Genomic DNA, 14,638 nt, shown 5'->3' on the forward strand with positions numbered 1-14,638 from the left:
TTTTTGTACTGTTTTGACTTAGAGAGCTTTAGTTTTGCAAAAGTTTTAGGCGATTTTTAGCTAGAATTCGCGTTTAGAGGAGAAAAAATGGATCATTTGACAAGGTTTATTGGCTCACGCCTGCGTATTTTAAGACAACAAAACGGTTGGAGTTTAGACAAAGCCGCTGAAGAAACTGCCGTCAGTAAAGCGATGTTAGGTCAAATAGAGCGATTTGAATCTTCTCCCACCGTCGCTACCTTATGGAAAATAGCTAGCGGTTTTCGTGTCTCCTTTTCTTCTTTTTTAAAAGAAAACTGGGATACCAAGAATGCTACGTCTAAACATAATAAACCTAGGCTAATTAATCATCACGAAGAAAAAATTTATTTAACGCCACTTGTTCCCTTTGATGAGCAACTAAATTTTGAAATATTTCAAATTGAATTATTACCCGGCGGCCAACAATTATCTTCAGCGCATGCCAAAGGGGTCATTGAACACGTTATCATTGTTCAAGGGGAACTTAAAGTGCTTATCAAAGAAGATTGGCAAAAATTAAAAACTGGCGATAGTTTACGTTTTAATGCCGATGTCACTCATGGTTATTGCAATCCAAATAACAAAGAGCCTGTTATTTTTCACAATATTATTCATTATCCCACAGGTATAAAGTAAATGTTTAGAAATTGTAAAGTTTGGCTATTAAGAATCTTAATAAGGCGAATTATGCTATGATCTATTAAAGATTAGTGACTAGTTTTAGGAAATATAAGATGCCAACGCCAACCGATAAATCAACACCAGGTGCTACTCAAAATACGTCTACGCCATCACCATCACCTGTACCGCTAGCGCCTAGTACAGCCAACAGCCAATCTTTTGATACAGCTGGGCCAAATGATGATGGCGATGTGCAAACAGTAGAGACCAATCAAAAACAAGCCCCTTCGCCTACACCAAAACCAACCAATAAAAAAGATGACAAAAAGGAAGATTATGGAAAAGAGTATGGTTATGCTGATAGGGAATTTGTTGATAATTTAGCAGGGCAAGTAAAACAATTTCAAAACGATGTTACTATACCCTTTGCTAAAAAAGTTATTCATTATGATGAGTTACAAGAGAAAGGGCAACAAGCAGTTGATAAAGTAGGACAGGCAGCAAGTTCAGCAGTAAAGAAAATAGATGATATGGCTAAAGATGCCAGTGTCGCTATGAATAATGCTTTTAGTCAAGCAGGCGCGAAGGTGAGTAATTGGGCGAAAGATACCTTCAGCAACAGTGATAAACCTTCACTACAGCCCATGACAAATAAAGATTCCTCTCAAGATCAAGAACTAAAAGATATTGATTTTAATACTAATCAATCTACTACTGGCAATCAACAAGAGGAACAAGTTCAGTCTGATAATGTCTTTGCTCCCGGAAATTCTTAATCGTACTTTATTGGCAATGCATTCAAAACATTGCCAATATTTTTAAAAAATAAACACCGTTCTATTTTAATAGAATTTACTATTAGTATCATGTTATAATGCTCAATTAATAAGCAACGACTTATGCCTCTACTATTCCAATTACTATAAAAAAACTTAACAGGCGACTTCAAGCTACAAGTAGGTTAAAATCGCATCATTTTTAAAAACAAGGCTCCCTATGATCGAAATGATTCGCAATATCGCTATCATTGCCCACGTTGACCATGGTAAAACTACCTTAGTTGATAAATTATTACAGCAAACTGGCACTCTTAATGAAAGAGCGCCTCGTGTTGAACGGATAATGGATTCCAACGCGTTAGAAAAAGAGCGTGGTATTACTATTTTGGCTAAAAATACCTGTGTTCACTGGCACAATCATCAAATTAATATCGTTGATACACCGGGACATGCTGACTTTGGTGGTGAAGTAGAGCGGATTTTATCGATGGTAGACAGCGTTTTATTATTAGTTGATGCCGTAGATGGGCCTATGCCGCAAACTCGTTTTGTAACACAAAAAGCGTTTGCTCGCGGGCTAAACCCTATCGTAGTTATTAATAAAATTGATAGACCAGGGGCCAGACCCCATTGGGTAATGGATCAAGTCTTTGATCTTTTTGATAATTTAGGTGCTACTGATACTCAATTAGATTTTCCAGTTGTCTACACCTCTGCTTTAAATGGTTATGCTAAGCTTGATTTAAATGATGAAGCAACCGACATGACGGCACTCTTGCAAACGATTATTGAAAAAGTTAAAGCACCTGATGTTGATGAGCAAGGCCCCTTCCAGATGCAAATTAGCTCTCTAGACTACTCCTCTTATGTCGGTACGATTGGCATTGGTCGTATTACTCGCGGTCATATTAAAGCTAAGTCACCTATTAAAATAATTGATAAAGATGGACAAATACGCAGTGGTCGTTTATTACAATTACTAGGCTTTAAAGGGCTTGAACGAATTGAGATAGAAGAAGCCAGCGCTGGCGATATTGTCGCTGTAACAGGTATTGAGCAGCTTAATATTTCTGATACGCTATGTGATCCTAATCATGTAGAGGCGCTTCCACCTCTATTAGTTGACGAACCGACCATTAGCATGACTTTTCAAGTTAATGATTCACCCTTTGCAGGACAAGAAGGAAAATTTGTCACAAGCCGTAAATTAAGAGAGCGCTTAGAAACAGAATTGCTGCATAATGTTGCCCTACGTGTTGAAGATACAGCTGATCCCGATAAATTTCGCGTTTCTGGCCGTGGCGAGCTCCATTTATCTATCTTAATCGAAACAATGCGTCGAGAAGGTTATGAATTGGCTATTTCAAAGCCAGAAGTAATCATGCGGGAAGAGCAAGGTGAATATTTAGAACCTTATGAGCGTTTAACGATTGACGTTGAAGAAAGCCATCAGGGTAGTATTATGGAAAAGTTAGGTGAAAGACGGGGTGACTTACAAAATATGCTTCCTGATGGTAAAGGTAGAGTTCGACTTGATTATATGATTCCTACAAGAGGCTTAATTGGCTTTCATACTGAGTTTTTGTCAAGTACCTCGGGTACCGGACTCATGTATCACGTCTATGATCATTATGGGCCAGCATTTAAAGGCAGATTAGGCAAACGTAATAGTGGCGTATTGATTGCTAATTGCCAAGGTATGGCACGAGCATTTGCTCTTTTTAATCTACAAGAGCGGGGCCGGTTATTTATTGAGCCGCAAACTATGTGTTATGAAGGGATGATAGTTGGTATTCATTCACGTGATAATGATTTAGTTGTTAATGTAACCAAGGAAAAACAATTAACAAATATTCGTGCCTCTGGCAGTGATGAAAATATTCTTCTCACTCCACCTATTAAATTGTCTTTAGAACAGGCACTAGAGTTTATAGATGATGATGAATTAGTTGAGGTTACACCTCAATCTATTCGTTTGCGGAAAAAAGAATTAAAGGAAACTGATCGTAAGCGTACTTCACGAGCTAATGCTGATAATTAGAAGCTAACTTATTATGAAACCTAAATTTGAACGTGTTATTCTTTATGCTCGCCATCATCGGGCTAACTATGGGGTTAATGAAACCCTAGAGCGTCTCGTGCATTTTTTACAATCAGAGCATATTGAAATCCTTGTAGATAAAGATACAGCTACCAGTTTTACTACGGACTTACCGATAATATCTCGCGAACAGATGGGACAAAGTAAAGACTTAATTGTTGTAGTTGGCGGGGATGGGAGTTTACTCTCAGCGGCCCGTATGGCGGTTGGCATTGATGTTCCAGTTATTGGTATTAATCGAGGACGTTTAGGTTTTTTAACTGATATTTCGCCCAGTGAAATTGAACAGCAGTTAGAAGCAGTTTTAAGTGGTAAATACTTAGAAGAAGAACGCTTTTTATTAAATGCAACAATCCATAGTAAAACGGAAATCTATTTTCAGGGTAACGCCTTAAATGATGTAGTATTAGGACGCGGAAGTGATACCCATTTAATTGAATTTGATGTTTATATTGATAAACAGTTTGTAAGTCATTATCGCTCTGATGGAATGATTCTTGCCACTCCTACAGGTTCTACCGCTTATGCTTTATCAGCCGGTGGTCCTATTATGCATCCGCAATTAAATGCGATTGTCTTGGTTCCTATGTTTTGCCACAGCTTAAGTTCGAGACCTCTAGTAGTTGATGCTGGCTCTATCATTGACTTAGTTATTAGTAAACAAAATGAAGTTAATTTAAGAATTAGTTGTGATGGCCATGAATCTAAAATGGTTAAACCAGGGCAACAAGTTAGTATTACTCAAAATAAACAAAAATTACGACTATTGCATCCATGTGATTATCATTATTATGATACGCTAAGAATTAAACTTGGCTGGGAATCGAAGCATCAAGGATAAGTCATGCTTACTGCATTACGTATTGAAAATTTTGCTATTGTTAAATTGCTTGAACTTGATTTTGCTAAAGGGATGAGTGCTTTTACAGGTGAAACAGGGGCAGGAAAATCGATTATGATTGACGCACTGCTATTGGCTCTTGGTGGGCGGGCAGACGCTTCTGTGGTACGTAATGGTGAAGAAAAGTGCGATATTCATGCAACTTTTCAAATTGATAAAGTTAGTGAGCCTGCGAATTGGCTAGCTGAAAATGATCTTGATTGCGAGGAAGGTGAAATCTTTTTAAGGCGGGTTATCTATAGTGAAGGGCGTTCACGCTCCTACATTAATGGGCAACCTTTTCCTTTACAAAAAATAAAAGAACTTAGTGAAATGTTAGTGCATATTCATGGTCAGCACCAGCATCAGACCTTAATGCTTCACCAGACCCATCGCCAGCAGCTTGATCACTTTGCAAATCATAGTGACCTAGTTGAAGCGGTACAGCGCCTATATAAGCAATGTCAAAAGATAAAAAATGAAATTGACACACTAAAAAATCAAAAAAATACAAAAGATAGAATTGAGCTATTACAATTTCAAATTGATGAATTAAGTAATTTGTCCGTGCAAGAAAATGAAATTAAACAACTAAATACAGAGCATCAATTATTACATCGAGCCCAAGATTATATCCATTATACTCAACAAATTTCGCAACTACTAAGCGCTGAAAATGAACCCTGTATTCACCAACAACTTAACCTTGCTCTACACTTGCTCCAAGACCTACCTCAAGAACAGGCTCACGTTAAAAATGCAGCAGAACTTATTAATAGTGCGTTAATACAATGTGAAGAAGCACTTAATGAAATTCAGCATTTTGGTGAACGCATCCAACTTGATCCTGAGCGCTTACAAGAAATAGAAAATCGCTTAAGTGTCATCCATCATATTGCTCGCAAATATCATATAGGGCCTGATCAAATCTTACAGCATCTTAATAATTTGCAAGACGAATTGCATGCCTATCAAGCAGCAAAAGATAAAATTGAGATGTTAACACAACAATATCAAAGTCAATTGCAAGCCTACGAAAAAGCTGCCCTTAAATTGCAACATTCAAGGCGTAGTTACGCAGGAAAATTAGCAGACGAAATTAGTAAAATTATTAGACTTCTTGGGATGCCTAAAGGAAACGTCACCATTGAAATAAGTTCTTTAGATAAAATGCATCCGCATGGTTTAGATAAAGTAGAATATAAAGTTTGTACCAATCCCGGTATGGCTCCCGATACTTTAAATAAAATTGCCTCAGGTGGTGAACTTTCTCGTATCAGTTTAGCTATTCAAATGATTACTGCAGAGCGTGGTGCTACACCTACTTTAATTTTTGATGAAGTTGATGTCGGTATTGGTGGTGCAACAGCTGCTTTAGTAGGTCAGCTTTTACGTAAATTAGGAGAGCGCTTACAAGTGTTTTGTGTAACCCATCAACCACAAGTGGCCGCTGCAGCTCATCATCACTTTGTTGTTGAGAAATTTAGCGATAATAAACAGACTTTTTCACGCGTCATTGAGCTTGAGGAAAAAGATAAGATTGATGAAATTGCACGTATGCTAGGCGGTCTAACAATCACGGATCAAACTCGCAAGCATGCCAAAGAACTTTTATTAAGTAGTCGGCAAAAAGAACAATTGCCATGCTAATAGAAAATAATTTACCTACTAATTAAGTAAAGACTAATATTTCAAACCAAAGATAAGAAATAAATAAGCGTAATTTGAATTTAAATCGTACAGTTATCTCTTCATCGTATCAACTTAAGAGAATTTTTCTATATTATAGAGCGAGCTCAGTTAGCAGAGCCTAACAATTTCAACTGATTTAATACTTATACTTTTTCTATACCAAAATAATCTGTCTTATAGATTCTTAAACTTAGAAATGACGTAGTTAAAATATAAATAATATTAATTCCAACATAACAAATTACAGCACCTAAGAGCCCTAGCCAACGAATTAAAACTATGCAAGAAATAAATTGAATAACTAATAAGCTTAGTGTTAATTTTGCACCGAGCTCGCTACCTCGATGTGAGTATTGAATCACTTTTAATAAAGGCATGTTAACGGAAAAAGTTAATATGTTAATAAGACAAACATAAGTATAAGGTAATGCATCTGTAAACTTAGACTTATAAAGCAATAGAATTTCGTTAGCACCAAGGCCAATAACAATCATTGTAACTACAGCAATGCTAACACAAATTAGTAAGTATTTTTGGATAACTTCTTTAAATTTCTCCTTGCTTTGCGCAAAAGAGGCAGAAATATCAGGCCCAATTAAAATACCAATAGGGGCAATAGCAATAAAAGCGAGTGAAATAATAGAGGTTATCGCTGCAAATAAGCCTACTTCGCGCTCACTTTCACCCAACCATTCAATAACTATTAAAGGAATTACTGTAAAGATATAACGATTTAAATTCTGAATAGTATAACCATATATTTTATTCTTCCACTCTAAAATATTATTGGCTAATAATGAATTAAAAGCATGCATTTCTGTGTGTCTATAGATAAACACTGCAATTATTACTATCAAGATATAACTTAGAATAAAACCTATTAGCATAATATGCGGGAAATAATGAGTATTATCATGAAAAACAGCTGTATAAAGATAAAAATAAACAATTAAACTTAATACAAAATAAAAAATAGTTTGTAATAAGCTTAATAAAATAGCCGTACGCATGTAGTTAATAGCACGAAAATACTGAAGAGAAATGACATATAAAGACATAGCCACTGTTCCCCAGAGAAATAAGTAAAAAGGGTGAGTTATATCAAATAAAGTTATATTTTTAAGGGCATATGTTAACGAAATAAGGGTTACAGCACAAAGCGCGCCTAACACAAGAACCCACAAATAGAGCGGCTTTAAAAAATTAGCTACCTCTTTAGTTAAAGAGATAATCTCAGCATATTTATGGTTAATGTAATATTTAGGAACATAATAAGCAATAATTGAGTCAATACCTAACGTAATTATCGTAGTAACAAGTGCTAATGCACTGGTTGCGACTGAATAATCACCAAACAGAACTTCACCAGCATGCCTAGCAACTAACATATTGATAATGAAGAGCATAAGTTGATCGGCAATAATAATAAAAAGGTTGAGTGTAAAATCCATGTCTTTATTTAATTAACAAAAGGTATTAATAAGCACAGTTATTTCTAAAATTAAATAGATATTATGTTTCTAACTTTGTGCTTAAGATAGATAATGTACTTTACTTAATTGTAGCTTAAGTTCTTTAAATAGCTAATCGCCTATCAACAAAGTTATCCACAAGAAAAGCAATTAATTAGATGACTTTTTTTCAAAAAAAATATTTAAAATCAAAAGCTTAATTATAAATTGTGAATGAATATGATTTTATTTAAAATATCTAGCATTAACTTATCCACAAGTTATTGCCAAATTTATTCGGAGTTAAGATAAGTGCGACGGTCGTGCATAGTCTCAATACTATTAATTACACTTTGACGACTAATTTCATGTAATAAAGGAATAGAAGATAAAGGAGCATTTTCATAAATAGCATAAGCAATAAAAAAACTATCCTGCCAGAGTTTTTCATTTTTACGTGCTTTGGCCTTAAGCCATAAAGTAATCCATAAAAAATGAAAAAGCCACTTTTCCCGATTTACTTCCATTTCGTGTTCTAAAACCGCTGTAATAGCATCTTCAATTACACACAGTTTAATTCCATCTACAAAGCTACTACAGCGATTAACCAACTTATCTACATTAGCATTCTCAATATACCAGGATTCCGTAAATGACCTTGTATTTAACCAGTTTTTCGAACGTTTAAATGATACTTGCATCGCATTAGGGGTAAATGGCGCAATTTGCACGCTCAATTCAGCAATTAATGCAGCGACCTCTAAGGTATTTGGATAAAAATTTATACCCAATAATTCTTGTATTTCTAATAAATGTAAATCTGGCATACTACCTTGATTAATCGTTAAAGCCAGAAAATGTTCCGTCAGCATTTGTAAATAGTTACTATCTACTTCTCGCAAAGTGATATTATCCTGAAACGTTTCATCGTAGTATTTCTTAATATCTTTTAATTTAATAGCAGGGGTTAACCAGGCATCTTTAATACCTAGACCATATTTATATAATAAACCACAAAGTCGATTTGTCCTGCCTTGTTTAACATGAATAAATATCCCCTGTGCACCACTTCCATCAACTTCGCTAGCCTTAATTTTAATTACAGGGATATTACTTCTGTTTGGAGTAAAAATTACCCCCTGTTTTCGTTGTTCCTTAATCCAGCGATTAAATTGATCATGATACATCGTAGGGTACCAATTTTTAATTGCTTGTAAGCGAGATAATGAAATCGAACTTAAAATAATGCGCTGTATTAAATGTTCAAAAGTCGATATAACGACATCTCGAACAGAAGCCTTAGGATGCAACAAAGTCAAAAGAGCAATTTCGTGCCCTTCTTCAATGCTGTATAAATCAATAACTAAATCAACGAAAAAATCAGCGGGCATAGCATGACTTTGTGCAAAGAAATTCTCAGCAATATCAAAAACAGAAAAATTAGAAAGCTCATCTATCATATCTTTGATAGCATCTAAATGATTAATATCATCATTCGTATCGACTTTGTCATCATCACCTTCGGCGAGAGTTAAATAAGCATCGCGCAATTTTGGTGAAAGTTCTAAATGTACATCATAGAAAGCATTTAAAATAGGCAGCCAAAATCCCAATGAATGTTGACTTGTTAAAATAGACTCAGCCATATGATCCATTAATTGGTTTAAGGTTTTCATAGCCAACTTATTTCCTACTTCTTGCGCTGACTGTAATTGGGCAACACAAATATCAATTGCAAAAATACAAGCAGAGTAGTAGGGATTTTCTTCAGTAGTATTTTCTTCTTTTAGAGCGGCAATTAAGTCAATAAGCTGTAGAGCTAAAACAGGCTCATAAAGAAAAGGCGTAAAATGTTGAGGCTCTGGATCAGAATTATCTTCGATTCTATTAGCCATCTCGGCAATCCAGTTTTTTAAGCTTTCAAAATGCGTACTCATGAAGGTCTAGGAACCTCTCTAGGCTTACCATATTCATCAATTGCAACAAACACAAACGTGCCTTCGGTAACATGAAATTTACCTATGCCAGTGGCTGGTTCTGCCCATACTTCAACGGCAATTGTCATAGAGGATTTACCTAATTTAATTAATTCAGCATAGCAACTAACAATATCACCAACACGCACTGGCTTTAAAAAATTCATCGAATGAATAGCTACTGTTGCCGCTCGCCCGCGGGATATTTTTTTAGCAAGAACACCGGCAGCAAGGTCCATCTGAGACACCAGCCAACCTCCAAAAATATCACCGTTTGCATTAGTATCAGCAGGCATTGCCAATGTTTGTATGGTGATTTCACCTCTAGGCTTAGTTGCCATTTATGATCCACGCTTTAATTTTGCTAAAGCATCTGCCATGGCTGTATTAAAAATACCTTTTTTACTGGTTGAAATAACGCCGTTTTTATGTTCTTTTCGAACAATAGGTTTTTTCTTTACGGGCAAAGATTTAGTTTCTTTGTCTTTATGTTCAGGCTTTATTACTTTTTTAGGATTGGCTGTCGCTTTTTCTTCTTCTAACTTCATGCTCAACCCAATTCGTCGACGCTCTTTATCTACTTCAATAACTCTAACTTTGATTATATCACCCGCTTTAACAACGGTGTGCGGATTATTAACAAATTTATTAGCCATTGCAGATATATGTACAAGCCCATCTTGATGGACTCCAATATCAACAAAGGCACCAAAATTAGTAACGTTACTAACTACTCCTTCAAGAATCATCCCTTCTTTAAGATGATTAATATCTTCTACACCTTCTTTAAAAGAAGCAGTTTTAAATTTTGGTCGTGGATCACGGCCTGGTTTTTCAAGTTCTTTTAAAACATCTTGTATAGTTGGCAAGCCAAATTGTTCGTCAATATAATCTTTTGCATTAACACTTTTTAAAAACTCATGATTTCCGATAATTTCATTAAGAGAAGCACCTTGCTTTGTTAATATTTTTTCTACTAATCCATAAGCTTCAGGGTGAACAGCTGAGGCGTCCAGAGGATTATTACCATTAATAATACGAAGAAAACCAGCACATTGTTGAAATGTTTTCTCACCCATACGAGGTATTTTTTTCAATTGTTCTCGGCTATTAAACTTACCATTTTCATCACGATATTGAACTAAATTTTTAGCCAGCGTTTCATTAAGGCCTGACACTCGCGTTAGTAAAGCAGCAGAAGCTGTGTTTATATCGACGCCAACTAAGTTTACACAATCTTCTACAACACCATCCAAACTACGTGCTAACCTATTTTGATTAACGTCATGCTGATATTGGCCAACGCCAATTGCTTTTGGGTCAATTTTTACTAATTCTGCTAAAGGATCTTGTAGACGTCTAGCAATTGAAACAGCACCGCGAATACTTACATCTAAATCTGGAAACTCCGCAGCTGCTAACTCTGAAGCTGAATAAACAGAGGCCCCTGCTTCACTCACCATAACCTTAGTTAACTTAAGATCTGGATACATTTTAATCATATCATTAACTAAACGTTCTGTTTCTCGCGATCCTGTCCCATTACCAATACTAATTAAATTAATGTGATATTTAGCTGCAAGCTTAGCTAACTCGCCAATAGCTTGATGCCATTCATTATGCGGCGCAAAAGGAAATACAGTGGTGTAATCTAGAACTTTGCCTGTTATATCAACTACTACAACTTTAACGCCTGTTCTAATGCCTGGATCTAATCCAAGTGTAGCTTGCGACCCTGCTGGCGCTGCTAACAATAAATCACGCAGATTCCGAGCAAATACAGCGATAGCTTCTTCATCGGCAAATTCACGTAATCGTGCAAGTAATTCAAGTTCAAGCTTAGTAAATAACTTTATTTTCCAAGTCATATTTACGGTTTCTAATAACCAATTATCTGCCGCTCTATTTTGATTCTCGATATTAAAAACAGCAGCAATACGTTGCTGTCCATGTTCACTATCATTAGGTAACTCTAGTTTAAACTGTAAAATGCCTTCGCGACGGCCGCGAAATAAAGCCAAAGCACGATGAGAGGGAATTTTTTTAATGGGTTCAGCGTATTCAAAATAATCACTAAACTTATGCGCATTAGCTTTTTTCTCATCATTGATAACAAATGATTTAAGAATAATATGATTCCATAAATACTCACGTAGCTCTGTGATTAATTCAGGATTTTCTGCAAAACGTTCCATTAAAATTTGGCGAGCACCTTCTAAGGCCGCTTCTTTAGTATCAACAGCGAGCTCTTTATTTATATAAGACTCAGCAATTTGTAATGGCTCTTGTGACGGGTCTTGCAGTAAACTCTCTGCTAATGGCTCAAGCCCTGCTTCTCTAGCTAACTGGGCTTTAGTTCGCCGTTTAGGTCGATAAGGTAAATAAAGATCTTCAAGGCGAGTTTTAGTTGTAGCTGTTAAAATCTGTTGCTCAAGCTCAGCGGTTAATTTATCTTGCTCGCGAATTGCTTGTAAAATAAAATGACGCCGCTCATCTAATTCCCGAATATAATGTAGGCGCTCAGCAAGTTCCCTTAACTCAGTATCATTAAGCCCCTGGGTTACTTCTTTACGGTAACGGGCAATAAAGGGCACGGTTGCACCTTCATCAAGTAAACGAATAGCTGCCTCTACTTGTGAGATTTTAACCTTAAGTTCCTGCGCTATAATCTCTGCAGCCGACATCATTTCTTGAGCCATTCATATCCTCGCAAAACATTAATTAAAACCTTAACATTATACACTCATTACCAAACTTTTTGCGAATTTTAACTACGCATTTAAAATCAAAATTTAAATTGAGGTAAAAATACTTATGACTAAACCAAGTTCAAATCCATTTTGCTGGCATGAGTTAGCAACACCTGACTTAAATAGTACTAAAAAATTTTACAATAAATTACTGGGGTGGCAATTTACCGAACTTAATATTAATCATACAACCTATATAATAATTATATTAAATAATAAGGAATTTGGCGGCATGTGGCAGATTCCGCCTGATAAAAAACAAGAAATAAAATCACAATGGATAAGTTATTTATCGGTTAATAATCTGGAAGATACTTTGCAACAGGCGATAAAGTTAGGAGCAACTATTCAAACTCCTCTTACACCTGTAGGCAATTATGGCCAGTTTGCAGTGATTGCTGACCCAACTGGCGTACCTGTTGCCTTTTGGGAATCCTTTAAAACTAATTGCACAAGTAAATAATTGCGCAATTAAGCTTTAAAGATTTTACTTGCAGCCTACTCCATGGCTATACCATTTATAGCTTTATTCAACCGTCACCGACTTGGCTAAATTACGTGGCTGATCAACATCTGTACCTTTAGCGACTGCTACATGATAAGCCAATAACTGCAGAGGAATGGTATAAACAATTGGCGCAATCCAAACACCACAGCAAGGAACAGGGATTAACTGCGCACCGTTAGGTTGCCAAGTCTGCGAATCGTCAACAAAAACAATTAACTGACCACCACGAGCGCTTACTTCATGCAAGTTAGATTTTAATTTATCTAATAACTCATCATTAGGTGCTATAGCAATGACAGGCATTTCATTATCCACGAGCGCCAAAGGACCATGCTTTAACTCGCCAGCTGGATAAGCTTCGGCATGAATATAAGAAATTTCTTTAAGCTTTAGCGCCCCTTCTAGAGCAACAGGATACTGCACACCACGACCTAAAAAAAGCGCATGTGATTTATTTACAAATAATTCCGATAAAGTCTCAATACGGTTATTCATTTGTAACGTACGTTCGCAATGAGTTGGCAATTCTCTTAGCTGATCTAGAACGTCTTTAACGCGTTCGTCTTTACATAATGCTGAAGCTAACATCAAAAAAGCAGCTAACTGAGTTGTAAAGGCTTTTGTGGATGCAACGCCAATCTCAATACCTGCTCGCGTTAGAAAAACACAATCTGCTTCTCGCACTAATGTACTTGTTGGCACATTACAAATAGCTAAAGTTGCTAAATAATTTAAAGATTTTGCTTTATGTAATGCAGCTAAAGTATCCGCTGTCTCACCAGATTGAGAAACAGCAACAAAAAGCGTATCTGGACTGACAACTACATCACGATAACGATATTCACTAGCTATTTCTACTTGTGTGCTAATACCAGCCAAGGATTCTATCCAATAGCGAGCAATAAGGCCGGCATGAAAACTTGTTCCACAAGCTATAATATGAATTTGTTTAATATTTTTAAATAAGTCGACAGCTTTAGCACCAAAGCTAGCCCTTAATACCTCTTGCGAAGCAATACGTCCTTCTAATGTATCAGATAAAACACTAGCCTGTTCGTAAATTTCTTTTAACATAAAATGACGATAATTACCTTTTGTGACAGTCTGATTATTACCATCAATCGCATGTACTGAACGCTTAACTGGCTGATCTTCTATGTTATAAATATCAATTTTGCCATCATGAAAATGAGCACTATCGCCCTCTTCTAAATAAATAACTTGCTGGGCAAAAGAACCTAAAGCTAAGGCATCTGAAGCAATAAATTGCTCACCAATACCTAAACCCAATACCAAAGGGCTGCCTTTACGAATAGCAATTAATTCACGTGGACGTTGCTCATGAATCACACCTAAAGCAAATGCGCCATTCATTAGCTTCGCTGCTTCCTGTACAGCACGCAATAAATTTTCATGCTGCTGATAATAGTAGTGCACTAAGTGTGCTGCTACTTCTGTGTCTGTTTCAGAAGAAAATTCATAACCTTCGCTTACTAAGCGTTCTCGCAATACTTCATGATTTTCAATGATTCCATTATGAACAATAGCTATTTGCCCATTAGAGAGATGGGGGTGAGCATTTTCTTCACAAGGTTTTCCATGCGTTGCCCAACGAGTATGCGCAATACCTAACGTGCCTGTAATGGCTGTTTTTTGCATGGCCTCTGCTAACGCTTGTACTTTACCTTCAATGCGTACCCGCTTTAGATGTCCCTTATTATCAATAATTGCAATACCTGCAGAATCATAGCCGCGGTATTCTAAGCGTCGCAATCCTGCTAATAAAACCTGAGTAATATCACGCTGAGATATTGCACCTATAATTCCACACATATTGCATGACTCCTTATTTTAATTTT

At 36.2% G+C, this 14,638-nt stretch carries 11 protein-coding genes; 6 read left to right on the forward strand and 5 right to left on the reverse strand.

Going from position 1 to position 14,638, the window contains the following annotated elements; all coding sequences use genetic code 11:
• Positions 1–87 precede the first annotated feature (87 nt).
• From ACNVED_RS14230 to recN, 5 genes are all read left to right on the forward strand, one after another.
• A complete protein-coding gene (locus ACNVED_RS14230) occupies positions 88–657 on the forward strand; it encodes a helix-turn-helix domain-containing protein (protein WP_419419640.1) in 570 nt (189 codons plus the stop codon).
• Between the two features lie 98 nt (positions 658–755).
• A complete protein-coding gene (locus ACNVED_RS14235) occupies positions 756–1,418 on the forward strand; it encodes a hypothetical protein (protein WP_419419641.1) in 663 nt (220 codons plus the stop codon).
• Between the two features lie 220 nt (positions 1,419–1,638).
• Complete coding sequence (typA, locus tag ACNVED_RS14240) at positions 1,639–3,462, forward strand: translational GTPase TypA (protein WP_419419642.1); 1,824 nt, start codon at positions 1,639–1,641, stop codon at positions 3,460–3,462.
• Positions 3,463–3,475: 13 nt separating this feature from the next.
• A complete protein-coding gene (locus tag ACNVED_RS14245) occupies positions 3,476–4,363 on the forward strand; it encodes an NAD(+) kinase (protein ID WP_419419643.1) in 888 nt (295 codons plus the stop codon).
• A 3-nt stretch (positions 4,364–4,366) separates the two neighbouring features.
• Positions 4,367–6,052 (forward strand): DNA repair protein RecN, encoded by a 1,686-nt coding sequence (recN, locus tag ACNVED_RS14250; protein ID WP_419419644.1) that lies wholly within the window; start codon positions 4,367–4,369, stop codon positions 6,050–6,052.
• Between the two features lie 185 nt (positions 6,053–6,237).
• Here recN and ACNVED_RS14255 read toward each other — a convergent pair whose 3' ends face one another.
• The 4 genes from ACNVED_RS14255 to ACNVED_RS14270 all read right to left on the reverse strand — a co-directional run bounded on the left by ACNVED_RS14255 (position 6,238) and on the right by ACNVED_RS14270 (position 12,220).
• Positions 6,238–7,545: an oligosaccharide flippase family protein gene (locus ACNVED_RS14255; RefSeq protein WP_419419645.1), complete on the reverse strand. Its 1,308-nt coding sequence runs from the start codon at positions 7,543–7,545 to the stop codon at positions 6,238–6,240.
• 293 nt (positions 7,546–7,838) lie between these two features.
• The gene (locus tag ACNVED_RS14260) at positions 7,839–9,482 is read right to left on the reverse strand and encodes a hypothetical protein (protein WP_419419646.1); all 1,644 of its coding nucleotides are present in this window, start codon (positions 9,480–9,482) and stop codon (positions 7,839–7,841) included.
• Positions 9,479–9,862 (reverse strand): acyl-CoA thioesterase, encoded by a 384-nt coding sequence (locus ACNVED_RS14265; protein WP_419419647.1) that lies wholly within the window; start codon positions 9,860–9,862, stop codon positions 9,479–9,481. The genes ACNVED_RS14260 and ACNVED_RS14265 overlap by 4 nt, the downstream gene beginning before the upstream one ends.
• A complete protein-coding gene (locus tag ACNVED_RS14270; RefSeq protein WP_419419648.1) occupies positions 9,863–12,220 on the reverse strand; it encodes a Tex family protein in 2,358 nt (785 codons plus the stop codon).
• A gap of 115 nt (positions 12,221–12,335) precedes the next feature.
• Between ACNVED_RS14270 and ACNVED_RS14275 the strand changes: the two genes are divergently transcribed.
• Positions 12,336–12,734 (forward strand): VOC family protein, encoded by a 399-nt coding sequence (locus ACNVED_RS14275; protein WP_419419649.1) that lies wholly within the window; start codon positions 12,336–12,338, stop codon positions 12,732–12,734.
• A gap of 63 nt (positions 12,735–12,797) precedes the next feature.
• Here ACNVED_RS14275 and glmS read toward each other — a convergent pair whose 3' ends face one another.
• Positions 12,798–14,612 carry a glutamine--fructose-6-phosphate transaminase (isomerizing) gene (glmS, locus tag ACNVED_RS14280; protein WP_419419650.1) on the reverse strand — a complete coding sequence of 605 codons (1,815 nt, stop codon included), beginning with the start codon at positions 14,610–14,612 and terminating at the stop codon, positions 12,798–12,800.
• Positions 14,613–14,638: the final 26 nt, after the last annotated feature.

Origin of the sequence: Legionella sp. D16C41 (assembly GCF_048541585.1) — a bacterium.
GTDB lineage: Bacteria > Pseudomonadota > Gammaproteobacteria > Legionellales > Legionellaceae > Legionella_C.